This is a genomic window from Sorangium sp. So ce1036 (assembly GCF_051369805.1).
In the GTDB taxonomy this organism is placed as follows: domain Bacteria; phylum Myxococcota_A; class Polyangia; order Polyangiales; family Polyangiaceae; genus Sorangium; species Sorangium cellulosum_F.
In genome coordinates this window covers 296,981-321,148 of record NZ_JBBMOX010000002.1, presented here as the reverse complement: position 1 = coordinate 321,148, position 24,168 = coordinate 296,981, and the positions used below count along the sequence as shown (strand labels likewise).

General features: G+C 68.6%; 15 protein-coding genes. 9 read left to right on the top strand and 6 right to left on the bottom strand.

Features of this window, described 5'->3' with window-relative positions:
- The first annotated feature begins 273 nt into the window (after nucleotides 1-273).
- The 8 genes from WMF31_RS38410 to WMF31_RS38375 all read left to right on the top strand — a co-directional run bounded on the left by WMF31_RS38410 (nucleotide 274) and on the right by WMF31_RS38375 (nucleotide 9,563).
- Entirely contained in the window at nucleotides 274-666 is a 393-nt protein-coding gene (locus WMF31_RS38410) for a hypothetical protein (RefSeq protein WP_436606855.1), read from the top strand.
- A complete protein-coding gene (locus WMF31_RS38405) occupies nucleotides 663-1,520 on the top strand; it encodes a hypothetical protein (RefSeq protein ID WP_436606854.1) in 858 nt (285 codons plus the stop codon). Before WMF31_RS38410 ends, WMF31_RS38405 begins: the two co-directional genes overlap by 4 nt.
- 473 nt (nucleotides 1,521-1,993) lie before the next feature.
- Entirely contained in the window at nucleotides 1,994-3,439 is a 1,446-nt protein-coding gene (locus tag WMF31_RS38400) for a tyrosine-protein phosphatase (RefSeq protein ID WP_436606853.1), read from the top strand.
- Nucleotides 3,436-3,930 (top strand): AAA family ATPase, encoded by a 495-nt coding sequence (locus tag WMF31_RS38395; RefSeq protein ID WP_436606852.1) that lies wholly within the window; start codon nucleotides 3,436-3,438, stop codon nucleotides 3,928-3,930. The genes WMF31_RS38400 and WMF31_RS38395 overlap by 4 nt, the downstream gene beginning before the upstream one ends.
- Nucleotides 3,931-3,947: 17 nt before the next feature.
- A complete protein-coding gene (locus WMF31_RS38390; protein ID WP_436606851.1) occupies nucleotides 3,948-4,775 on the top strand; it encodes a hypothetical protein in 828 nt (275 codons plus the stop codon).
- Nucleotides 4,776-4,777: 2 nt separating this feature from the next.
- Nucleotides 4,778-7,126, top strand: coding sequence for a glycosyltransferase (locus tag WMF31_RS38385; RefSeq protein ID WP_436606850.1), 2,349 nt, complete (start codon nucleotides 4,778-4,780; stop codon nucleotides 7,124-7,126).
- On the top strand, nucleotides 7,123-7,899 hold the full coding sequence (locus WMF31_RS38380) for a WG repeat-containing protein (RefSeq protein ID WP_436606849.1): 777 nt from the start codon (nucleotides 7,123-7,125) through the stop codon (nucleotides 7,897-7,899). Before WMF31_RS38385 ends, WMF31_RS38380 begins: the two co-directional genes overlap by 4 nt.
- Nucleotides 7,896-9,563 (top strand): carbamoyltransferase C-terminal domain-containing protein, encoded by a 1,668-nt coding sequence (locus WMF31_RS38375; RefSeq protein ID WP_436606848.1) that lies wholly within the window; start codon nucleotides 7,896-7,898, stop codon nucleotides 9,561-9,563. Before WMF31_RS38380 ends, WMF31_RS38375 begins: the two co-directional genes overlap by 4 nt.
- 147 nt (nucleotides 9,564-9,710) lie before the next feature.
- Here WMF31_RS38375 and WMF31_RS38370 read toward each other — a convergent pair whose 3' ends face one another.
- The 6 genes from WMF31_RS38370 to WMF31_RS38345 are packed head-to-tail and all read right to left on the bottom strand — an operon-like array spanning nucleotide 9,711 to nucleotide 21,244.
- Nucleotides 9,711-10,085 (bottom strand): YbjN domain-containing protein, encoded by a 375-nt coding sequence (locus WMF31_RS38370; protein WP_436606847.1) that lies wholly within the window; start codon nucleotides 10,083-10,085, stop codon nucleotides 9,711-9,713.
- Nucleotides 10,075-13,542: a helicase-related protein gene (locus WMF31_RS38365; protein ID WP_436606846.1), complete on the bottom strand. Its 3,468-nt coding sequence runs from the start codon at nucleotides 13,540-13,542 to the stop codon at nucleotides 10,075-10,077. Before WMF31_RS38365 ends, WMF31_RS38370 begins: the two co-directional genes overlap by 11 nt.
- Nucleotides 13,539-15,572 (bottom strand): hypothetical protein, encoded by a 2,034-nt coding sequence (locus WMF31_RS38360; protein WP_436606845.1) that lies wholly within the window; start codon nucleotides 15,570-15,572, stop codon nucleotides 13,539-13,541. Before WMF31_RS38360 ends, WMF31_RS38365 begins: the two co-directional genes overlap by 4 nt.
- Before the next feature lie 2 nt (nucleotides 15,573-15,574).
- Nucleotides 15,575-16,879 carry a hypothetical protein gene (locus WMF31_RS38355; RefSeq protein WP_436606844.1) on the bottom strand — a complete coding sequence of 435 codons (1,305 nt, stop codon included), beginning with the start codon at nucleotides 16,877-16,879 and terminating at the stop codon, nucleotides 15,575-15,577.
- An 11-nt stretch (nucleotides 16,880-16,890) separates the two neighbouring features.
- On the bottom strand, nucleotides 16,891-20,508 hold the full coding sequence (locus WMF31_RS38350) for a helicase-related protein (RefSeq protein WP_436606843.1): 3,618 nt from the start codon (nucleotides 20,506-20,508) through the stop codon (nucleotides 16,891-16,893).
- Nucleotides 20,453-21,244: a DEAD/DEAH box helicase gene (locus WMF31_RS38345; protein WP_436606842.1), complete on the bottom strand. Its 792-nt coding sequence runs from the start codon at nucleotides 21,242-21,244 to the stop codon at nucleotides 20,453-20,455. The genes WMF31_RS38350 and WMF31_RS38345 overlap by 56 nt, the downstream gene beginning before the upstream one ends.
- Before the next feature lie 278 nt (nucleotides 21,245-21,522).
- On the opposite strand from WMF31_RS38345, the gene tssI reads away from it, so the two are divergent.
- Nucleotides 21,523-24,165: a type VI secretion system tip protein TssI/VgrG gene (gene tssI / locus WMF31_RS38340; protein ID WP_436606841.1), complete on the top strand. Its 2,643-nt coding sequence runs from the start codon at nucleotides 21,523-21,525 to the stop codon at nucleotides 24,163-24,165.
- Nucleotides 24,166-24,168: the final 3 nt, after the last annotated feature.

Here is a 24,168-nt window from a genome sequence, read left to right as displayed (position 1 = left end):
CGTCCACAACCGGGACGCGCACCTGCCGTTCGATCTCGGCCAACGTTGCGTGAGCATCGACCTCTGCGCTCTTGAGCACGGACTGTACATGGCGCTCCGGACGGGAGGACGCACTCGTGGCTGATGCCGACCACGCGTTCACCGAGGCCGAGGCGAAGCAGATCTCGGTCGATTCGGGTAGCAGGGAGACGACGCCCGTCGGCGGGAACATGACGGCGCCGAGGAGTAAGTATAGATCGCCCGCGTGCCGGGGAAAGCCGTATGCTGTAGGCCATGGGGCACGGCATCGCCACGACGACGCTCTACCGCCCGGTTGGCCAGGCCGAGCTCGACCTCATCGCGGCGAGCGGCTACCGCCGCTTCCCGCAGCGCCTGCCCGAGCAGCCCATCTTCTACCCAGTATGCAACGATGAGTACGCGGTGCAGATCGCGCGCCGGTGGAATACCGCCGGGGGCGCTGTCGGGTACGTGACCCGGTTCGAGGTACGATCCGACTTCCTCGCGAAGTACGATGTCCAGATCGTGGGCTCGCGCCTCCACGTGGAATACTGGATCCCGGCGGGGGAGCTGGAGGCGTTCAACGACGCGATCGTCGGCACAATCGACGTGATCGGCGAGCACCGAGCCGATGGGCACAGCCCGACAACGGAGACGACTTCTCAATGAGCATCGCTCACCTGGCCGACACCGGCCTCCCCCTCAACCGAAAGGAGCGCTTCTTCACAGGCACCGTGCTTCCGATGCTCGTCTGCGCGGACGACTTCGCGCACTTCGGCCGCTTGACGGAGCTCGTCGGGCTGGGCAGGGTCACAGTCGACGCTCGCCCCGATTCGGCCAACGTGCAGTTCTTCACCGAGTACGGCTTTGCCGAGTCCCTCGTCGGCGAGACGACGGGGCGGTTTCCTGGCGCGCCCACGGCGAAGGACACGCCCGACGTGCTGATTTACATCGCCGGTCCGACGCGCGCGCTGCTCGCGATCGAGGCCAAGATGTACGACCGGCCCACGACCGCCGAGCTGAACGAGCAGCTCGCCGCGCAGGCGGCGCTCGTCCGGTACCTCGCCGGGCGGCTCGACGTCGATGCGGCGCGCATCGCGCACGTCGCATTGCTCCCCGCGGCGCTCGCTCGCGAGATTGTCGCGCTCTCGGTGCCGACGGTAACGTGGGAGCAGATCATGGAGACGTACGCCGACGTGGCCCCCCGCTACTTCGTCGAAGTGCTGCGCGTCGCCCTTGCACGATACGAGCGGCTCGTATCGCCGCGCCGGACATCTGGCGCGAACGCGGAGATGAAGCTGGCCGGCGCCGAGATCTACGAGCGCCACCGCGCCGGCTCGCTCGCGACCCCCTGGATGGGTCGGCAGGGTGGCCTGAACGGCGCCGAGCTCGCGAGGGATATCGCGTCCGGGACGTGGCGGGCCCAGCGCTACGAGTGCAGCTCGAAGCCGGTGCACAACCCGAACTGGTTCAGCGTCGACGAATTCGTCACGCGGATTGCACAAACGCAGCCCGCGCCATGAGCGCACGGCGGCCAGAGAACGGCCGATGTAGCGGCATCGGGAACAAGCGCCCCGGAGCCGTTGCGCTGAGGATGAGTGGTGCACCTCGGTACCCCCGGCGTATCATCACGACCGCACCCGAAGGGAACCCGGAGCATGCTCCACCTCAACGCACGCGTCGCATGGCACGCCCCACGTTGGAGTGGGCGCATCTGCCGCACGCCATCGTGCAACTCCTTCTGCACCGCGCTCGGCCGAATCCGCGAGGAGCACGACGATGAGAGAGAGAGCGCACTGGCTGGACCCCCGGAGCATCCCATGACCCGACGAGCTGGCGCCTTGTCAGGCCGAGGCCGACGTGTTCATGGGCCGGGAGGCATGAACGCCGCGCTCCACTCTCTCCATGCGTAACGGGCGCGTGCTGGCGAGAATGCTTTTCAACGCGGAGGATGGCCGATGAATCCCGTTGCCCACGACGGTCCTGGAGAGAGCCTATGACGAGGTTCAACACGCCGGGCACTGACATTGAGCCGTCGGCGCCCACGGCGCGACTGCCTTACCCGTCCTATCTCGCGTGGTTCACGTCGCTCATCGAGGGCGATCCCGATGTCCTCGCCCTTCTCCTGCTCGGCTCTGTCGCCCGTGGCGATCACCGCGGTCGGTCGGATCTCGACGTGGCCGTCCTGACTCGCTGTGACACCGCCGGCGCCTTCACACGGCGCATGCGCGAAGCGACCAGAGCGAAGTTCCCGCGGCAGCTCGCGTTCGCGGAGCCGCGCAAGGTCGCCCTCTTCAGCGCAGACGCGCTGCATAAGATCGACGTGTTCATCGTCGAGGACCTCTCCGCCATCGCCCGCTATGCGGCCGGGAGCCGCATCGAGCGCCCCGAGCATGCCGTCGTGTTCGATCGCACCGGCACGGCCGTCGCGTGGCTTGCCCAGGTCCCTCCCGAGGTCGACGACCTCGACGTGGTGGTCCCCGCCCAGATCGCCCGGTTCGCCTACCACTTCGAGCACGCGTCCTCGTGCCACGCCATGAGCGACATGTACCGCGCCCGGTTCAACCTCGAGATCGCGCTGCATTGCGTCGCGTGCCTCGAATGGCGTGCCTCGGGGCGCACCGCCTTTGCCTGGCTCCCACGAGACTTGCTGCGCGTCGTACCGCGCGACGTGGCCGAGGCGCTGCGCCAGCATGACACGTCCATGGATCCATCGAGATTTCATCACGCGAAGTCGCACGTCCTCGGCATGTTCCGGTCCGCGCTCGAGCGTCTCGGCCGCCCGGACGAGGATTCCATCGGCTTCTGCGAGCTGGTGATCGAGCGTGATCGCTTCTGGAATCACCGGGACACCGCGACCTATACGCACGACGCTCTCGCGCGTGGCGTCATCTACCGCGGATCGTCGCCGCATCGCTACGCGACTGACCCTGACTACCACGCCTGGCTCACCCGTCGTGGCATCACGATACGCATCGATCTGCGGGGGCAGCACGAGAAGGGTGACCACCCCATTGAGGGCCTCCCGGTGCGCGCTGTCGAGGCGCCCGTCGACCCGTGGCGCGAGCTCGCGGCGGACGACCCGCTGTGCGAGGACGTGGAGCCCCTCGAGGCAAGCTATCGTTTTACGGCGCTGCGCTGCGTTCATGCTTTGCGCGCCGTCGTCGACGCGGTCGTCGAGGACCGGGGGGCGATCTTGGTCCATTGCAGCATGGGGGTCGACCGTACAGGCGTCATCGTGGCGCTGGCGCACCTGCTCGCCGGTGTGCCGCGCGGCAACGTGCTAACCAGCTACAGCGCGTCCTCGGGTGACAAGCCGCTCGCGGTCCTCGAGCGCACGCTCACCCTCGTCGATGAGGCCGGCGGCGTTCATGCGCTGGCCCGTCGAGCGGGACTCGAACCGGCGATGATCGAGGCGTTCCGCAGGAGAATGTGGGCATGAGCCGAGTGCTTCTGATCGGGCTGCCTGGGGCGGGGAAATCTACGCTCGCGGCGCGACTTCGCTTGCCGATCTTCGCGCTCGACGAGATCCGGCGCGAGGTCTCCGACGGCACGCCCGCCGGGGACTACCTCGCCCGCTCGCATTTCCTACGCGCATGCCAGGAACGCGACGAGGCCGTCTTCGAGTTCAACGGCGCCGGCACCCACCGCCACGCGGTGCGTCTCGCGCTGTCAATGCTCCCAATGCCGCTCAGAACGGTGTACCTGCGCGTTCCTGCCGACGTCGCGCTCGCACGCGCCGCAGCGCGCGGCGCGCGCGTTCCGCGCCCCGACTACGGCGTTGATCCCTTCGCCGCGTTCCAAGCGATGCACGACGTACTCGAAGAAGATCTCGCCGCCGGGTACTGGTCGGGCCGCCCCGGCTGGTCGGCGCTGGCGCTGGATGGCGCGCAGCCGCTCGAGGCGTTGATCGCGGTCCTGAGGTTCCCATGAACGTCCACCCGCACTCGGTGCTCCTCGTCACGCTCGACTCTTGCCGGCTCGATACGGCGCAGGCGGCTCCCGTCCCGAACCTCGCTCGCCTCGCACCGCTCGTTGCAGCGCAGGCGGCGGCTTCGTTCACCTTGCCGGCACATGCGGCGCTGTTCGCTGGCGTCTCGCCGGGCGTCCCTGGGCTGGGGCGGCCTTGGCTCGATCCCAAGACAGGCAAGCTTCTCAAGCTCGTCAACGACCGGATCGCGCCGGGGCCGGGCGATTGGCTGCTCCTCCGCGGGCGTGACGTGGTGGAGGGCTTCCGCCTCGCCGGATGGCCTACGCTGGGCACCGGCGCCGTTGACTGGTTCGATGTGGCGACGCCGCCGGGACGCGCGCTCTCGGCCAGCTTCCAGCACTTCTGGTATGCAGGCGGCGCGGGCGTACGAGCGCAGGTCGCCTGGCTCCTCGACGAGATCCGCCGCAAGGGCGACCCCTGCTTCGCCTTCCTGAACGCCGCCGAGACGCACGTGCCTTACATGCACGCGGGCGCGTCCTGGGACGCCGCGTGGAACCCGTGCGTTCCTTTCGGTCGCTCGAACGACGCCACCGAATGCCGGCGCCGCCAGCAGGCGTGCCTCACCTATATCGACGCCGCGCTCGGCCCTCTGCTCGAGGCCTTTACGGGAGCGACCGTCCTCATATGCGCCGATCATGGGGACGCCTGGGGCGAGGACGGGCTCTGGGAGCACGGCGTGTATCACCCCGCGGTGGCCTCCGTGCCGCTGTGGCTCCGTGTCATGGGCCAGCCGGTTTCACCCGCGGCGGCATTCGCGTTTCCCGAGCATCCCCTGGCGATGAGGTGAACATGCGCATTCTCCAGGTCATCCACGGCTATCCTCCCCGCTACAACGCCGGCTCCGAGGTCTACACGCAAACGCTCGCCCACGGCCTCGCCGCGCGCCATGACATCCATGTCTTCACCCGCGAAGAGGACCCCTTCGCCCCCGACTACGCCCTCCGGCGCGAGCGCGACGCCGACGACGAGCGCGTGCAATTGCACCTCGTGAACATGCCTCGCTCCCGGGATCGCTACCGGCACACCGGCGTGGACCAGCGCTTCGCCGGAGTGCTCGACACCGTTCACCCTGACATCGTGCATGTCGGCCACTTGAACCACCTCTCGACCTCGCTCCTCATCGAGGCGGCCGCGCGCGCGATCCCCATCCTCTTCACGCTGCACGACTACTGGCTGATGTGCCCGCGCGGCCAGTTCATGCAGATGTTGCCGGAGGATCCGAACGACCTCTGGGCCGCCTGCGATGGGCAGGAGGACAGGAAATGCGCCCTACGCTGCTATGCGCGCTACTTCTCCGGGGACCCCGCGATGGAGGAGCAGGATGTGACCTACTGGACGAGCTGGGTGCGCGGCCGGATGCGGCATGCACGCGAGATGATCGAGCTCGTCGACCGCTTCATCGCCCCCTCGCGCTACCTCCACGACCGCTTCGTCGAGGGGCTCGGCCTGCCGAAGAGCAAACTCGTCTATCTCGACTACGGGTTCGACCGCAGCCGCCTCAAGGACCGTGCCCGCGTGCCCGGCGAGCCGTTCACGTTCGGCTACATTGGCACGCATATCCCGGCCAAGGGGATTCATCAGCTCCTCGATGCATTCGGAAGGCTACGCGGCACCGCGCGCCTGCGCATCTGGGGCCGGCCACGGGGCCAGGAGACCGCGGCGCTCCAGGCCCTTGCGGCCGTGCTCCCAGGCGATGCTCCTTCGCGTGTGGAGTGGCTGCCGGAGTACAAGAATCAGCGCATCGTCGCCGATGTCTTCGACCGTGTGGACGCCATCGTCGTGCCCTCGGTCTGGGTGGAGAACTCACCGCTCGTGATTCACGAGGCGCAACAGGCGCGTGTTCCGGTGATCACCGCGGACGTCGGCGGGATGCGCGAGTACGTTCACCACGAGGTCAACGGCCTCCTCTTCGCCCACCGCGATGCTCGTGACCTCGCGCGGCAGATGCAGCGCCTCGCCGATGATCCAGCGCTCGCCCGCCGCCTCGGACAGCGCGGCTATCCCGACGCCCCGTCCGGCGACATACCGGGTATCGAGGAGCACGTGGCCGCCATCGAGGCCCTTTACGAAGAGGCCCTGCGCCGCCGCGACTCCGCGCACGTCCAGGTGGGCCCAGGGCCGTGGCGCATCACCTTCGACACCAACCCTGACGACTGCAACCTGAAGTGCGTCATGTGTGAAGAGCACAGCCCCCATAGCCCGCTCCAGCCGCTGCGGAAGGCCGCTGGCAGACCGCAGCGCCGCATGGACGTCGCGCTCATCCGGCGCGTGCTCGAGGACAGCCGCGGCACGGGCCTGCGCGAGATCATCCCCTCGACCATGGGCGAACCGCTGCTCTACGACCACTTCGAGGAGATCCTCGCCCTCTGCGCGCAGGAGGGAGTGAAGCTCAACCTCACCACGAACGGCACGTTTCCCCGGCTCGGGGCGCGCGCCTGGGCAGAGCGCATCGTGCCGGTGACGTCGGACGTGAAGATCTCGTGGAACGGCGCCACCGCGGCCACGCACGAGAGCATCATGATCGGCGCGCGCTGGGAGCGCGTCCTCGACAACGTGCGCACCTTCATCGAGATCCGCGATGCGCACGCAGCGGGCGGGGGCAACCGCTGCCGCGTCACCTTCCAGCTCACGTTCCTGGAGACGAACGTCGGCGAGCTCGCCGACATCGTGCGGCTCGCGGCGCGGCTCGGCGTCGACCGGGTCAAGGGCCATCACCTCTGGGCCCACTTCGACGCGATCAAGGACCTCTCCATGCGGCGCAGCCCCGAGAGCATCGCGCGCTGGAACGAGGCCGTGCTCCTCGCGCGCGCGGCAGCCGAACAGACGCGCCTGCCGGACGGGCGACCGTTGGTGCTGGAGAATGTCTTCCTGCTCGATCCGGAGGCGACCGAGAACCTCGCGCCCGGCGGCCCATGCCCGTTTCTCGGGCAGGAGGCGTGGGTGAGCGCCGAGGGGCGCTTCGATCCTTGCTGCGCGCCGGACGCCCAGCGCCGCACGCTCGGTGAGCTCGGCAACCTCAATGAGGTCAGTATTCGCGACGTGTGGAACGGCTCGGCGTACAGGTTGCTCGCGACGAGCTACCGGACGCGCAGCCTTTGCCTCGGCTGCAACATGCGCAAGCCGGTAGGCGCGCCGTGACAGCCTGGAAGCTCGCGCGTGTCGCCCCCGATGGGACACACCACGTAGCCCTGGGCGCGCCGCTCTACAAGACGCGCTTCCTCGAGGTGCTCGCGTTCCATGAGCCGGGCCTCGCGCCTGCGCGCGACATGTCGGGCGCGTACCACATCGACGTGAACGGGCGGTCGGCCTACGCCGCGCGCTACGTTCGCACCTTCGGTTTTTACGAGGGCCTCGCGGCCGTGCACGCCGAGGGCGGCTGGCACCACGTGCGGCCCGTTGGCACCGCAGCCTATACGGAGCGCTATGCGTGGTGCGGCAATTACCAGGACGGCCGATGCACGGTCCGCGACCGCGACGGGCGGTACCTGCACCTCGACGAGGGCGGGCGCTCCGCTTCCACCGAGCGATGGCGATACGCTGGCGATTACCGAGACGGGATCGCGGTCGTGCAGCGCGACGACGGGCTGCACACGCATGTCGATCGCGAAGGGCGCCCGACGCACGATCGCTGGTTCCTCGACCTCGACGTGTTCCACAAAGGCTTCGCCCGCGCTCGCCTCGACGACGGATGGACCCACGTGGATCGCGCCGGAGCGCCCATCTACGCGCGCCGGTTCGCGATGGTCGAGCCGTTCTATAATGGCCAGGCGCGGGTCGAGCGGTTCGACGGAGGGCTCGAGGTCGTCGACGAGCACGGGGAGCCGGTCGTCGAGCTCCGTGCGCGGTCGGGAAACGGCGACGCCGAGACCTCGGGAAACGACGAACCGCACGGAATGGGAATCGACCCGTGATCACGGTCGGCCTCTACGGTATCCGCGACACGACCTCGCGCCTGCGGACCACGTACACGCATGATCACTCGCTCGCCGTGATGCGTGACGGCCATGTGCTCTCCGTCGTGGAGGTCGAGCGCTGGACAGGACGAAAGCACGACAATCGCCTCGACGCCGTGATCATGGATTTGCTCGCCGCGCTCGTGCCGCCAGACGAAGAGGTGCGCTTCGCGTCCGTAAACGCCTTCGTCGGCGACAGCTTCGTCTCCGCCGACGGCAACCTGCGCGTCGAGCCCACTGGCGAGGTCGGTATCGCGCAGATCCTGACGCCCGCGCGCGTGCGCTTTTATCCCGATGGCCTTCGCCGACGAGAGGCGCGCGGCTTCGTCATGTGCCACGAGCTCGCGCACGTCGCCGCTCTTCTCCCCTTCGTCGGGCGCTTCGAGCCGAACAGCCTGTTCGTACATATCGACGGCGGAGCGTCTGATTCGGCGTCGTCGTTCTGGGCCTGGGACGGCGCCCGCGCGCGGCTCCTCGAGTCTTCGTGGAGCCGGCTGAAGGCGCCCGTGAACAACTTCAACGCTAGCCCGCTCATGCGCGCGATCCTCGATTTGATGCCGGAGGACCACCTTGCGATGCCCGGCAAGCTGATGGGCTATGCGGGGCACGGCGAGGCGTCGCCCGCGATCGTGGCCTGGCTCGAGGATAACCGGTTCTTCCTGGATCACCCGGGCGATCCAGCCGACCTCCTTGATCGCGTGAACCGCCGATTCGGGACCTCGCATCGCGCGTTCGATGCCCACGCGCCGCTCTTCAAGGACATCGCCGCTTCAATTCAGGCACACTTCCAGGAGAGCATCACCGCCGCGATCCTCGATATGCAGCGGCACACGGGCGCGCGACATCTCTACTTCGCAGGCGGCGCGGCGTTGAATATCCCCACCAACGCAGGACTCGAGTCGTCAGGGGTGTTCGAGTCGGTCCACGTACCGCCGTGCGCGAGCGACACGGGCCTCGCGCTCGGCGCTGCGGCCTGGCTCGAGCTCGGCGATCGCGGGGAGCTCCCGCGGCACGGCCCCTTCCTCGGCCGCATCGGCGTTCCCTGTTCCCCTGTGCCGCTCACGGCGGTGCGCGAGGCCGCGGCCATGCTCGCCGCGGGCGCCGTCATCGGGGTGTGCAACGGCGCCTCCGAAGTCGGGCCGCGCGCCCTCGGACACCGCAGCCTGCTTGCGCGGCCCGACTCGGTGGATCTGCGACGCCGCGTGAGCGAGGTCATCAAAGGGCGCGCGTGGTACCGGCCGCTCGCGCCAGCCGTCTGCGTTGAGGTCGCGCGCGAGGCGTTCGGGGAGTCCGTTGCGGCGAGCCGCCTCGCGCCCTTCATGCTCGGCGCCTTTCGGCTCCGTCACGGCTGGGGTCCGCGCTTCGCCGGGGTGCTCCACCACGACGGCTCGCTGCGCGCGCAGGTGGTCCCCGACGATCCGGAGCACGCCTTCCTCCACGCCGTCCTGCTCGAGCTCTGGCGCGCGCACGGCGTGGCGGGGCTCATCAATACGTCCTTCAACGGTCCCGGCGAGCCGATGGTGCATCGGCACGAGGACGCGCAAGAGCTCGCGCGCCGTCTGGGCCTCGACGCGGTGGTGATTCACGGATCCCTACATCGATGCCATGAAGCTCCATCCTGAGTGCAGGCTTCAGCAGCGAAATGGAGAATTTCCGCGGCAACGATCGCGCTCACCACGAGCGTCATGAGGAGATCGACGACGTCGGAGCATAAGGAGCGGCTCCCTCATCGCGGCTGACCCTCCCGGATCGAGTCACGTGTCTCCTGCTCATTCGGTATCCTTCCCCGTCAGCAGATATTCCAGTCGATCGCACTCCACCGCCACTTGCCGCACGTACATCGCGAACTCCTCGACCGACAGCCCTGCCTTCGGTATCCATGCCTCGCCCACGAGCCGCCCCCGATCGTCGAGCCGGAATCCGACGAGCTGCATCGATCGATTCCTGCGCCACACACGCAATGCGACGTTCTCGAGTGCCTCAACCGCCCCCCGACGGGCGACCACCCCGATCAACCGGAACGCATCACCCTCGTCATCGACGTACACCCGGTGATGCCGCTCGTCGGCGAAATAGACTTCGATCGCGTCGTCCTCGATCACGAAGCCCGAATCCTCGCACCAGCGCGTCCACTCACGAGGCATGGATCGACTCCCTCTCCAGATCGTGCTGGAACGTCTCGAGCGGCTCGTCGTGCCCTGGCAGATGATGCTGCTCGAGCCGGTCCGCCTGTACGGCGACTCGGCCGATGAGCGCCGCGATCCGCGATGCGTCGTGCTCCTCGGCCGCGAGGAGCACGTCCTCCTCGACGGTCAGATCGTACGAATGGTCCTCGTGCTCGATCACCCCGAGCCGAACCGGAAACCTCGACACGCCATCAGCGATCGCCTCCTGCCCCTCTTCGGGCGTTACGCGGCCGACGGGACTGATGCACCGGACGAGTAGCCGCCCGCCGAACGACTGTAGGTAGAGCGCGAAGGGCTGCTGGCGGAGTCCGAGATGCGCTGTGCCGAGGAGCGCCCCCGGAGGCGCCCCTTCCCTCCATGCAACGCGCAACTCCCCAAGCTTCCGCGCGCGCAGTCGCTCGAAACGCGCGAGCGCCTCCTGGGTGATCGTCGGGGCCACCGCGAGCGCTCGCTGCCCCCCGAAGAGCGCGCTCGGAGGCACCGGGAACGCGCTCCTCAGCCTCGTTCGGATCGGTTCCACGTAGCGCCGACCGGCGACGATCTCCTTTGCCACGTCGAGCTTCCGTTGCTCGACCTCGGCCTGCCGCAGTCCCTCATGCATCAGACGCAGGAACACGTTCATCCGCTCGAGCACGCGCTGTACTTGAAGTACCTCGACCGTGTCCTGCAGGTGCGGGTAGTACACCTGCATCATGTCCTCCCCGGTGAGCGGGCACGCGAGCTCCAAGAGGCGGCGGTCGGTCTGCGACAGCACGCGATCGATTCGGCCGATGCGCTGCTCCATCGCCGACGGAGTCCACGAGATCCCGTAGTGGTGCACCGCAGAACAAAAGGTGTGCAGGTCCTCGCCCTCCTGAAGCAGGTCGGTGGTCACGAGCACGAACGGATACCCGGGCATACGGAACTGCCTGACCAGCGTGTGGTTGACCTGCCCCGACATCCCGCCCACCGGCTGCTGCCGTCGCAGCAGATCGCTGAAAATGCGCGGCACATCAGAGAGTCTTCTAGGGAGCACATCCGGAGCGTTGACATCCAGGATGAGCTCGAAATTTTCCGCGATCGCAGCGAGCTCGTCGAAAGCACCCCACGGGCGACTCGACAGCGGCGTGGACATCTGCTGCTCGAGCATGTCGAGGTAGTCGCGGACAAGCGTGCTGTCTGACGCGGCATCGTTGTCGTCCACCACCTCATGGGTGCGCAGGTCGAGGCTGCGGGTGCGCCGGATCGTGAGCACGTAGAGATCGATGAGGGCGTGGCCGAGCCGCGCTGCCGTGGCGAGCAGCTGCGCGCGGAGCTCGCGCTCCCGGAACGCGTCGCGGAAGTCCTTGCCCCGTGGCTCCGGCCAGAGCCGATCGCGCATGCGCGGCCGCTCGCGCAGCTCCGACCAGAAGGTCGGCCGCTCGAGCCAGTCGCCGATATCAGGCGCCTCGCTCGCGTGGCGATGCTGGGCTACGGTCTCGTACCGCTCGTACCAGATGATCTGCGCCGCTTCGCGGTGCGGGCCTTCGTGGTCCTTGAGCAGCTCGATGGCCGCCGCCTGCACCGCATCGAAGCGATCGCCGGGCGCCGGATCCTTCGCCCGGCTAAGGAACCGCGCCGAGCGCTGCCGCAGCTGAGTGCGCAGCGCCTCCATGGGCACCCCTAGCGCCGCCGAGAGGGCGGCCGTGATGCCCTGGGGACGCGCGCCCAGCAACGCCATGACGTGGTTGTCCTTGAAGAACGTTTCGTAGGCGGCTGCGCCACGGAGGAAGCGCTGCTGAACTCTCGCCCCGCTGACCACCCCGCTGGGACCCTTCCCGCGGAAGAACCATGCGAAGAACGTGTCGTGACCGCCTCGGTCCTCCTCGGCGTCGACGCCGCGCCGGCCCAGGGCAGCGCCGAGGTCCGCATCGGCCTCTCGCGCCTGGACCTTTTCTGCGCGGTACTGGCGATACAGCCGCTCGATCTTCTCCTCGACCTCAGGCGGGAGCCGGCGGCGGAGGTCCTCGATGAGCCAGTCGTCATAACGGTCGTCCAGCTTCCTCTTGAGCTCCTTCACCGAGGCCACCCGGCGCACGAAGATGAGCGCCTTCCGGCCCGTCTTCCACGCGTCGGCGAGGCTCTCGACGACGGCGTCCATCTTCGGGTGCGGCAGCTCCTGCCCCTGGAAGCGCCTGCGGTAATCGCTGGCAAGCCCATTCACCGCGCGGACGTCGATCCCCTCGCGCTCTTCCTGGTCTTCGGTCTGCTCGGAATCATCAAAATTGGCCGCCTCCACCTCGGCGCGCTTCACCTTCGCCGTCTCGAGGAAGCTCTCAAAGGACGCGAGCATGCCGATCTGAAAAGAGGCGTTGAACTGCTCGCTCCCGAGCACCTCGCTCACCTTCTTCTGCACCAGCGCCACCACGAGGCGCTGCCGGTCGTTCCCGACCCGAATGGGCTGGTCGTGCTGTGACACGCCTCCGCTTCGCCACTCCCGCCGGTAGAGATTCTTCGTGTGCTCTTCGCCGTTCACCTTCAGGGCGGTGACCCGGCGGATGAGGATCTCGGCAGCGAGCTTCTTCTTTTCTTCCTCGCTCATCTCCGGGTCTCGCAACGCTTCGAAGCCCTCGGCGTGTCCGAAGACATCGAGCTGGTTCCAGAGCTGGCTGTACGTCTCCTCGATGGGGGTGGCCGAGAGAAACAAGACCCGCCTCGCCCGAGGTCCGTAACCAGGAAAGAGCCTCCGATCCACCTTCTCCGAGGGGTGGCCGAAGGCGAGGCCGAGGACGCGGTTGCGGGCGGCGCCGTGCTCCTGAAAGCCGTGCTTGAGGTTGTGCGCCTCATCGACGATCACCAGATCGAAGACGGGCATCGCGCAGCACAGGGCGCGGGCGACGTTGTCCTTGAACGCCTCCTTGCTCATCCGCAGATCGAAGATCTTGTCGTTCATCCAGGGGAGGTGCTCCTGGAGGTCCTCGCGCAGTCGCCGCCAGGCTTCCTTGTCGCGGGAGAGCGGGAGGCTGAAGCTCGTGAGGCGCCCGAAGAAATCACGGTCGTCATCGAGCGAGGCCTCGTGCACCAGGTCGAGGAGGTTGCCGCAGGAGACGAGGGCGCGGGCCGGGCTGCCATCGACAGCCTTCACGCGCATGTCCGCGAAGCGCATGTTGTGGCGAACAAAATTGCGGAGCTCCTTCATCCACTTGTGCTGGATGTTCTCGCGCGGCGCCAGCACCAGCACGCGGAAGTTGGGCTCGAAGTGGCGGAACAGAGCGAGCACCCCGAGCGCCACGTAGGTCTTGCCCATCCCGACCTCGTCGGCCAGATACGCCACGCCGCGCCGGCATAACATGTCGTGCAGCGCCACGGCCCCCTCGAGCTGCGCCATCGCCCGCTGCTCGCTGTGGATGCGGACGCCAAAATCGAGCAGCTCGCCCGCCGTGCGGATGTCGATCATGACCGCGCCCCCAGCGTCTCCTGCCGCCGCAGGAACCACTCGTCGAACCAGGCGAGGAACGGCCCCATCTCGTCCGGCGCCTTCGCGATTAACGCCTCGCGGATGGGGCGAGCATCCTCGAACAGCCGCTCCAGCGCGACGACATCGGCCGCGTGCTCGCGCCAGAAGTCCGGCCACCTCTTCCGCACCTCGGCGCAGAGCTGCCGGGCACAAAGCACGATGACATACCGGTCAACGGCGTCGCCGTGGCCCTCCCCGTGGAGGATGCGCGCGAGCAGGTTCCCGAGCGAGTCATACTTCTTGCCGAAGAGGCGATAGGTGGCTTCTCGCTCGTTTTCTCGCGTGAGCGCCTCATGAACGGCGCCCTCGAGGCAACCGAACGCGTGGAAGATGCCGGCGAAGCGATCGAACATCGTGTCCTTATCGACGACCAGGCGGCTGGCCGCCACGAGATCGGCGCCCTGACCGAGGAGCGCGAGCTCGGGGGCGCGCGCCTCGAGGAATGCCGCCCGCTGCTCCACCGTGAGGAGCGACCAGTACCGGAGGATGTCGGCCGCCGAGAGCTCGGTCAGCAGCGAGGGTTTGTGCGACATGCCCTCCTCTTGCACCAAGAGGATGCCCGGCGTCGCTGCATCGCCATGCACGGTCAGGAACGAGGCGCTCTTGAGCAGGGCCCCGAGGCGGTGCGCGTCGCTCTCGGGCAGCGCGTTCCACTGGCGTCCAGGGAGGTCGGCGAGCCGGAAGAGCTCCTCTCCCTGCGCCTCGACGCGCAGCGCGGGCGATGGCTTTGGATCGTCCCAGTACGCCTCGGCGGTGCCCGTGTTCCAGCGGTACCGGAGGCGCAGCCGCGTCCCTCCGGATGCGGCGGTGCCCTCGTCCTCGCCCTCGACGTGGAAGGCCCCGGGGCGGCGCTCGTCCGCGCTGAGCCAGAAGTCCGGACGGCGTGCGGGAATCACCTCGACCAGGAAGCCGGTCTCTGCGTTGCCACCAGCGCTGTGCGCTGCAATCGTCAGATTGGCCGATCCCATGAAGAGGATCTCCCGCTTCGGGTGCTGGGAGAAGAAGCGGTAGACCTTGGCGTGGACCGTCCGGCTGCCCGCATTCTCCCCCTTGCCGAGCCTGAGCAAGTCCTTGGGCAAACCTGCCCAGCCCACTCCCTCGAGGCCGTTCACCCACGCGTAGAGCTCTGGCCGGCAGAGCGCCTCGCCCCGGCGCCCGCGCGGCAGGTAAACACGCGTTTCGCGCGGCGAGAAGCGATCGAGAAGATCCGCCAGCGGCTTCGATTCGGCGGCATCGTCGAAATACGGCGAGATCACCTCGAGGTACATGCCGCGGAGCGCGTTGCCCATCACCTCGATGAGGAAGTCGGGGATGGGCTGCTTTCCGTCGTAGAAGTGGGTGTGCAACACTCCATTGTCGGTGCGCTGGGCGCGTTGCTCGGTGCCGCGCAAGAACGCCCGGATCTCCCGGAGCGCGGCGTGCTCCTCCTGGGCCGGCACCTTCCGCTCCAGCCAGGCGAGGTACTTGATCAGATCATCGCGGAGGCGCGTCTTGCCGCTCTCCGGGATCTCTTCGACGTGGCACACCTCGACGTTTTCCCACCAGCCGGCGCGCGTCAGGTTGGCGGAGAGGCTCGCCACGAGGAGCGAGCGCGGCCTGTGCCCCTCCTCGTCCTCCTCCTTCGCCTCGACGAGCGCGAAGACGTTCTTGGGGTGGAAGATCCCCGTCCGGTGCTGCACCGGGATCCGGCGGACATCGAGCTTCGCGCCGCCGGCATCGCTCTGCTGGAGCCCGTTGACATCGTAGTAGACCGCGATGGGCCCCGGGAGGCTGCGCAGCGCGTCCTCGAGCTGCACCAGGCGGATCGCCGTCGCGTGGCTGAGCGGCACGTCGAGGAAGACGGGGAGCACCTCCTGCTCGAAGAAGCCCGGGTCGAAGCGGAAGGTGAGGAAGACGGCGCTGACGAGACGCCGTCCGTTCATGCGATCGCCGAAGTGGTGCGACAGCACGGCACGCGGGATCTCGGGCACGTTCAACCCTCCTTGAGCGCGCGCGTCACGGCGCGGAGCGAATCGAGGAAGTACGGGAAGCGCCAGAGCTCGGGCAGATCCTCGCGCGCAGGCAGGTTCCCGCCCTCGTCGTGAAAGCGCACCATGAGGCGGCCGTCCTGCTCCTCGGCCCATGGCGCGGCCCCGGAGCGTGACTTCATCACGTGGCGGTTCTGCTCGAGCAGGAGCTGAACCGAAGCCACGTAATCGCCGACACTGAGCCGCTCGCCAAACCGCACCCAGCGCTCCCCCACCGCCGGGTCGTTCGCGGCCGCACCGATCTCGGTCTTCAGCGACTCCACGCCCGCGACGTCGAGGGTCGTGACCCGCGCCCCCCAGCGCTCGCGCAGCACCGCGGCGACTTCGGGGACGGTGGCTCCGTCCCGTGCGAGCAGGAACGAGAAGAGCGTCGCTGCGGGCGCCACCAGCGTCTCACAGTGCCGGATCCGATCGAGGCGATAGGCGAGGACGCTCGCCTCGCCTTCCCGGATCCGCGCTGTCTTGGCGAGCTGCCCGACGGCCGGCGGGCTCCATGCGAATGCACCCGCGGCGAACGGCGGCGCGAGCAGCAGGTCCGCGAGCGCGCGCTGCCGCCCCTGCGTGCGGTCGTCGGGGCCGCCATAGACGAGGGCTTCACGGTAGAACGCGCGTTCCTTGGCAGGGATGCGGGGCTTGAGGACGCGGGCGACCGCCTCGATCAGCCGCGCGTCCTTCCCGCGCACGTCGAGGCGCGCCGCTGACTCACCGAGCAGCTTGACGAGCGACCGGGCCTCGCGGCCTGCGGCGTCCGCGAGCGCGGGGAGGTACTGCCGCTCAACGAAGTCCCGCGCCGCCTCGCTGAGCCGGGGTGGATCGGTCTCGATGAGGCCCGAGGCGCGCGCGGGGACGGTATAGAGGCCCCAGAGGCCGTAGATCTTCTGATCGCCCAGGATCTGGTACGTTCGCTCGGCGGAGAGGACAATCCTCGGGCCTTCGTTCAGGTTCCGGACCACGCGCTCGACGCCACGGAAGGAGAGGTCCTTGTTGACCGCGGCGCGGGCGTAGGCCGCGAGCTGCTCCCATTTGAGGAAGGTGGCGAGCTCCGCGCCACGGGCGCCGGTCTCGGCGACCCGCTCGACGAGCCAGTAGCCGAGGAGGAGGGTCGTGAAGTCGCGGACCGAGCTGCTGACGGTCGTGAGGTTGTGGACGACGTGGCGCCCGAAACGGGTCCAGATGGCCTGGATGCCAAGTGGATCGCGGGATCCCTTGACGGCGGCGCGATCGTCGAGATCGGTGAGGAAGGGGGCCACGATCACCTCTCCTACTTTGCTGCCTTCACCCCCGAACCGGCGATGAGCTTGCGCAGGTGCTCGAGCACCGGCCGCCACGGCTCGAACATCGCCGCCGTGCCGCATTGCTTGAGCCATTCAACGAAGGCGATCTTCCCCGGCGTCGTCAGGCCGTAGTGCCACACGCCGGTCTTCTTTCGCCTCACCTTCTCATCGCAGAAGTCCTGGTGCCCGGGTGCGGACAGAAATAGGTCCAGTGTCGTGTTCGCGAACAGGTCTTCCGCTTCGACTGGGACGCCGCATCCTTCGAGCCACCGTTCGTAGGTCAGCACGTGAAGGCCCTCGTCGGCCTTCTTCTTCCAGCTAAACCGGTTCGCGAGGAGCTCATACCCGTCCAGCCCGGGCTTGTCCGAGTCGAACAGCACGACCACGAGCCGACCGGGGGCGTGGCGCGCAGCCATGGTGACCGCCTGAAGCGCTGCGCCGGCCGCGCTCCCGCGCGGAAGGATGTGGAGGCCGTCGAGCCCGATGCCGAGCTTCTCGGCGGTCATCGCGAGGTAATTCTGGTCTGTGAGGCCCTCTACGATCAGGATGAGCTTGGCCTCTTCAGGCACCTCCTCGGCCCTCTCCAGGAGGGACGACAACACCTGCGATCCGAGCAGGTCGGTGCGCGCCGCCGCCGTCACGTCTTTGGCCACGCTGGACCGCCCGGTCTCGTCCTTGCGCACCAGGAACACCGCGCTCCGCGCACCGCCACCGTCGGCGCGGAAGATGAACGGCGAGTGCGTGGTGACGAGCAAGGTCACGTCGGACCGCTGGGTGAAGCGTTCGAGGCCGGCGCCGAGCTCGCGATGGGCCTCGGGGTGGAGGAAGGACTCGGGCTCCTCGATGCCGAAGACCACGGCGCTCTTCGCGCTGTCCGCGATGAACGACAGGAGCAGGAGCAGCATGGCGCCTCGCACGCCCGTGCCCTTCTGCTCGAGCGCGGTGCGGACGGCGTCGGTGATGAAGACGTGCGCGTCGGCGATCGCGTCCTCGACCGGCGGGACGTTGGGGACGAGATCGACCTCGGCGATGCCGCGCACGTAGCGCTTGATCCGGTCCTCGACATGGCGGCCGACGGGCCGGAGGACCTGGCCGAGCGCGTCGATGTATTGCTCGCGCGCTTCGCGGGCGCGCTTCATCTCCTTGCTGTGCTCGGCGCCGACGGCGCTGCCGAGGATCTCCTTGAAGCCGCGCTGGAGGAGGCTTTGCAGGTCCTCGCCGCTCTTGATGTCGACGAAGCGGACGAGCTCGCGGAAGCGCTCGACCGCCTTCTGCCGCGGGTTGTTGCGGCCCTTGACCTGGGCTCTTTTGTAGCCGTCCTGCGTGAGGAAGCGCTCCTCGCGGAAGCCGCCGTTATGGTACTCGACGAAGAAGCGGACCTTGCCCTGGCTCGCGAGCGAGGGCTCCTTGAACCCCTCGATCATCCGCTCGTAGGCCTCGACGTCCGCGAGGAGCCGCTTGACGGCCGCGCTGGGCGCGTCGCCCGTCGAGAACTCCAGCTCGATCGACGGCCCCCAGCTCTTCGCCTTCGGCCGGTCCACCTGCACGTGAGCGCGGAGCAGGTCTTCGTTCGTCAGGTCGAGGCGCGGCTCCGAGACGGCGCCGGCGACCATCCTCTCGGGCCGCCGGAAGAAGTATTGATCGTGGGGGCTCCCGGAGGAGCAGTACGTGAACACGAACGCCGGCTGCCCGCTCCGGCCCGCGCGCCCGCTACGCTGCGCGTAGTTCGCGGGCGTCGGCGGCACGTTGCGCAGGTTGACGACGTTGAGCTGCCGGATGTCGACGCCGAGCTCCATCGTGGGTGAGCAATAGAGGATCGGGAGCCTCCCCTCGCGAAAGGCAGCCTCCCGCTCCTCGCGCTTCTCGCTCGGCACCTGGGCGGTATGCTCGCGCGCCTCCAGGCGCTTCAGGTCGGTCGTGTCCTGGCGATAAAAGCTGGTGAAGAACGGATTGGTGCGGAGGCCGGCCTCGGGGACGTTGGGGACGCGCACGGGGTCGTGGAACGCCTGCTCGCCCTTGCCCGCGCGCCAGATGAGGGCGGAGGCGTTGAGCTGGTAGCCGGCCACGTCGTCGTCGGCGCGCTTCTCCATGGCCTTGTGGACGAGGCCGGGGATAGTGAGCGCCTCGAGGAGCTGCTCGATGATCTGCTGTACGTCCTCGGTCTTCAGGCGGTCCGCGTGACGCTCGAACGTGCTCGGCCGCTTGAGGAAGAGGCCGAAGCCGCCGAGCGGCGAGAGATAGACGAAATGGGCCGCCGCCGGCCGGTCTGAGCCGCGCGAGCGGGGAAAGACGATGCGGCTGCGCTCGAGCCGCTCCTGCTGGTCGAGCGACCACGGGGCGACGAGGTACTGGGCCGAGAGCAGGCGGAGGCTCTCCTGGTCGCCCGGATCGAGGAACTCGACGCGGATCGCGAGCTCGCGGCGCATGAAGTCGAGGAGAACGCGGCACACGCGCTCACGCTCCTCGGGCGCGGCCGTGGCGAGCGCGGGGTGGAAGGAGCGCCACCTGGCCTCGTCGCGGGCGAACCGATCGAGCGAAAGGTAGTCGATGTCGAGCAGCCCGCATTGCTCGAGGTTGGGCGACGTGACACGCCAGCCCCGGCGCAGGTCCCGGTAAAGATAGTATCCGATGGCCTGGCGCAGCGCGCGGTCGGTGTTGTCGCGCTGGACGTACTCGACCGCCGGGTTGATCGCGTAGAGCTCGATGGGCAGCGCGAGCGCGTCGAAGACACGCTTCATCAGCTCGTCGTGGCGGATGCCCTCCCCGCCGGCGGCGAGCGCGGCGCGGTAGAGGGCAGAGCGCAGCAGGCCCACCTCGACGAAGTCGTTGAAGTGCCCGGCCTGGAGCGAGGCATCTTGGCGGTTGTCGGTGAAGCTGAGCAGCTTCTGCGCCTCGCGATCGAGCGCCGCGTCCCGGCGGAGCCTCCGTACGGTGGAGAGGGAGAGCACGGTGGTGGCCGTGCTGCGCCCCTCCGAGCCGAGCGTGGCGAGCTTGCCGAAATCAGAGCTCTGGTGGGCGTCATAGGCGACGCTGCAGCGCAGGCAGAAGAGGAAAGGAGCATCGATGAAGTGCGCGCGGAGCGGGCCCGCGCCCTCGACGGCGAGCGGGGAGAGGAACACCTCGCGCGGCAGCCGCTGCTGCTGGGACTTGCGCACGACCTGGCGGCCGTCGGTCGTGATCTCGAGCCAGCTGTCGGGGAGACGCTTGACGAGCGCGGCCTGGTCGGTGGGCGACGGCCACGGGTCCTGTGTGCTGACGTAGAGGTAACCTGCCGTTCCGCCGTCGTCCGTGCGATCGGAGAGCTCCCGTTTCACGTAGCGAAACCCGCCGCCCTCGTTCATGATCCGGCGGATCGCCTCGCCGCACACATCAGGCGCTAGGCCGGTATCGTGGGCGAGGCGCTCGGTGACGCTGCCGGCTCCGGAGAGCGGCAGGGGCGTGCACCGGACGAGGCGCCCGCTCTGCGGCTCGACGCGGAGGCCGAGGGTCGACTCGATCCAGGAAGCGAGGGGGTGATGGATGAACCTCTCGACATCTCCGGCCGGCGGGTCATCGCCGGCCTCGATGCATGCGCGAAGCGCGCCATGGAACGCCTGCTCGTCCACCGGTGGTGGCGGCGCCCTGCCTGCCGCGGTACGTGTGCAGCTCGTCGAGGACCAGGAACCGCAGCCCCCTCGCCGCGCGCACGAGCTTTCCTTCGTCGGGACGCGTGAGCAGGAGCTCCAGCATCACGTAGTTGGTCAGGAGGATGTCCGGGGGGTTGGCGAGGATCTCCCGCCGCTCCTCGTCGCTCTCCTGCCCGGTGTAGCGCCGGAAGGTGACGGGCGGGCGGCCATCGGCGTAGCCTCGGCAGAGGAATTTCTCGAGCTCTCCTTGCTGGCTGTTGGCCAGCGCGTTCATGGGGTACACGACGAGCGCCTGGATGCCCTTGCCGCTGCCGCGGCGGAGCACGTGGTCGACGATCGGGACGATGTACGAGAGGCTCTTGCCCGAGCCGGTGCCCGTGGTCAGGACGTAGCTCTCGCCTGCGCGCGCTGCGTGAATGCCCTCAACCTGGTGACGATGAAGCCGGATCGGGGTGCCACCTCGTCCTGAGCCGTCCTTGACCGCGAAGATCTTGAGGCACTCGGGGTGGAGCACGCCGTCATCGACGAGCTTGCGGAGCGGCTCGCCAGGCTCGAACGCAGGGTTGAGCTGGATGAGGGGCTGTGGCCAGAGAAAGCCGTCCGCGAGCTGGTGGTCTACGTAGGCGCGGATCCGATCGTCGCGGATCGTGAGGAAGCTGCTGATGTAGCTGCCGTAGTCGCTGACGACCTGCTTGCTGAGCTCGAAGACGTCCATGAGGGGGCGGGGCGCATCGGGCCTTTCAGGGCGGTCGCGTGCGTTCGGTCGCCGGCCCCTACGACCCCCGGTGCGGAGCGGATCACGGAGCCCGAGGAGTAACAACCCGGACGCCGGTGGAGAAGAAAAACTTCGGGCGAGAATTGCTCGAAATGTGTTCAGTGGAACATTTATTCAGTAACCCTGCGGGGCGCATGGGTTGGGCCCATGGACTGGGATGTGTGTCCCGCTCCCACGACCTAGAAGGACGGCGCGCGCTGGTGATATGGGGCCTTTCCATGCCGCATGATGCGCCTCGTCCATCCACCTTCGAGCTTCGCGTCGGCGCTCTCACCGCCCCGGATCTCACCGTGCTCGCGTTCCGCGGTCGCGAGGCCCTCTCGCGCGGCTACCGGGTCGACATCGACGTTGCCGTGCGCTTCGCCGATCCGGCGGCTTTCGACCCGCAGGTCCTCGAGCAGCCGATGCGCCTGGCGCTCCAGGGCGAGGGCGCTCCGCTCCGCGTCGTTCATGGCGTCTGTACCCACGTGGCGTGGCGCGCCCCCCTCGACGACGGGCGGAGCGTCTACCGGCTCCGCCTCGCCCCGCGGCTCTCGCTGCTCGGCAAGCGCCGCACGAGCCGCATCTTCCAGGACAGGACCGTCGACGCCATCGTGGACCTCGTCCTCGAGGAGTGGCGCATCCCCCGGCGCTTCGCGCGGGTCCGTGCCTCCCCGAAGCGCGCTTATTGCGTGCAGTACCGCGAGACCGATCGCGACTTCGTGACGCGCCTCCTCGCGGAGGAAGGGCTCTTCTACTACTTCGAGCACGATCCGGACGCCGACGCCGAACGAATGGTGATCGGCGACGACGCGAGCCTCTATCCGCCGATCCCCGGCGCCCCACGCCTGGTCCACAGGGCCGCGCCGGCAGGGGCCTCCGCCCTCACGCCCGGCGAGGACCACGTGCAGCGGTTCGTCGCGGAGCGCTCGATCCGGCCAACGGCAGCCGTCGTCCGCGACTACGACTTCGAGCGCCCGCTGTTCCACCCGTCCTCGTCGGCGCGCGCCGCGCAGCTCGCCGGCGGCGGCGAGGACGGCCGGTACGAGCACTACGAGCACCACGGCGACTACGAGGAAGCGGAGGTCGCGCGCGAGGATGCGGCGATCCGGCTGGACCAGCTACGCCGGAAGGCCTTCGTCGCCCGCGGCGAGACCCCATGCCGCCGGCTCGTCCCGGGGCACCGCTTCTCCCTGGAGGCGCACGAGGTCGCGGCGTACGACCGGGGTTGGGTCGTGACGCGGGTCGATCACGAGGGCGAGTCGCCGCGGATCTCGGGCTCGGCGCCCACCTACCGCGCCCGCTTCGCCTGCGCGCCGGATACGGTGTGCGTCCGACCGCGCCCCGCTCCGCGGCGCATCCAGCAGGTCGTCGAAACCGCGACCGTGGTGGGACCGCCGGGCGAGGAGGTGCACACCGATGCCTTCGGGCGCATCAAGGTCCAGTTCCACTGGGATCGCGAGGGCCAGGGGGACGACCGGAGCTCGTGCTGGATCCGCCACGCCGAGCCCTGGGCAGGGCGCGGCTTCGGCACCCAGTTCATCCCGCGCGTCGGCATGGAGGTGCTCGTCTCGTTCCTCGGCGGCGACGTCGATCGGCCGCTCGTGATCGGCTGCGTCGCCAACGCGGTGAACCGCGCGCCGTTCCAGCTCCCCGACGGAAAGACCCGGAGCGGCGTGAAGACGCGGAGCAGCCCGAATGGCGGCGGCCACAACGAGCTCAGCTTCGAGGACCGGAAGGGCAGCGAGCTCGTGCACCTGCGCGCCGAGCGCGAGCTCGACGTGCACGTCGGGACCGACCAGCGGGTCGGCGTCGGGAGCGACCGCTCCGTCACGGTGGCCGGCCGCGACGCGCTCGATACGGGCGATCGGCTCACGAAGGTACGCCGCGACGACGACCTCGAGGTCGAGGGCCGGCGGAGCGTCCGCGTCTTCGGCGAGAGCGAGGAGCACGTGCTCGGCAACCGCACGCTGCGCGTCGATGGCCTCGACAGGACAAGCCTCCTCGGCGGCTCGGTGCTCACCGTCGAGGGGCCGTCCATCGTCCGCGTCGCGGGCGAGTACAGCATCGACGTGGGTGCGGGCGACGACGCGGGCGCGGCGCAGATCAACGTATCGGGCTCGCTCGTGATCGGCGGCTCGACGTCGCTGCGCCTCGTCACGCAGGATAGCCTCACCCTCTCCGCGGGCGAGAGCTCCCTCGAGATCGATCCGGGGGGGATCCGGATCACGGCCGGCAAGGTGGAGATCGCCGGCACGCAGGCGCTGTCGCTCTCGGGCAAGGGACCGACGCTGGCCCTCGGGGAGGAGGCGGAGCTCGCCGCCAAGAAGATCCGCATGCTCTCCACCGACGCGGCGCTGGAGCTCGACGAGGACGCCGCGCTGTGGGGCAAGCTGGTGAAGCTGAACTGCTCGCGCGACGAAGCACCGCCCGGCGACGAGGAGGACGAGGCGAAGACGAAGCCGTTCAAGGTGCAGCTCACGGACACGGAGTTCGAGCCGTACGGAGGCAAGCGCTACCAGCTCGTCGCCGAGGGCCGGCGGTTCGAGGGCGAGACCGACGTGGATGGGACCATCGCGGTGGAGATCCCGGAGACGGCGCAGCTCGTCGAGATCACGATGTGGCCGGGGAAGTACCCGACGGGCCCCAGGAAGAAGTGGACCGTGCGCGTCGCGGCGCTGCCCGAGGTGACGACGGTGGAAGGGGCGCTGCGGCGGCTGAAGAACCTCGGTTATTATGAGGGGGCGATCAAGGAGAACCCTCCCGCGGACGAGGGGTTCCGGGCGGCGCTCGCGTGGTTCCAGAAGGATCACGAGCTCGGGGAGACGGGGGAGCTCGACGCGCAGACGGCGAGCGAGCTCGCGCGCATACACGGTAGCTGAGGA

Bases quoted from the DNA above. Each gene is read 5' to 3' on its own strand.
- WMF31_RS38410 (WP_436606855.1), top strand. From the start codon at position 274: ATGGGGCACGGCATCGCCACGACGACGCTCTACCGCCCGGTTGGCCAG.
- WMF31_RS38405 (WP_436606854.1), top strand. From the start codon at position 663: ATGAGCATCGCTCACCTGGCCGACACCGGCCTCCCCCTCAACCGAAAG.
- WMF31_RS38400 (WP_436606853.1), top strand. From the start codon at position 1,994: ATGACGAGGTTCAACACGCCGGGCACTGACATTGAGCCGTCGGCGCCC.
- WMF31_RS38395 (WP_436606852.1), top strand. From the start codon at position 3,436: ATGAGCCGAGTGCTTCTGATCGGGCTGCCTGGGGCGGGGAAATCTACG.
- WMF31_RS38385 (WP_436606850.1), top strand. From the start codon at position 4,778: ATGCGCATTCTCCAGGTCATCCACGGCTATCCTCCCCGCTACAACGCC.
- WMF31_RS38370 (WP_436606847.1), bottom strand. From the start codon at position 10,085: ATGCCTCGTGAGTGGACGCGCTGGTGCGAGGATTCGGGCTTCGTGATC.
- WMF31_RS38365 (WP_436606846.1), bottom strand. From the start codon at position 13,542: ATGATCGACATCCGCACGGCGGGCGAGCTGCTCGATTTTGGCGTCCGC.
- WMF31_RS38345 (WP_436606842.1), bottom strand. From the start codon at position 21,244: ATGGACGTCTTCGAGCTCAGCAAGCAGGTCGTCAGCGACTACGGCAGC.
- tssI (WP_436606841.1), top strand. From the start codon at position 21,523: ATGCCGCATGATGCGCCTCGTCCATCCACCTTCGAGCTTCGCGTCGGC.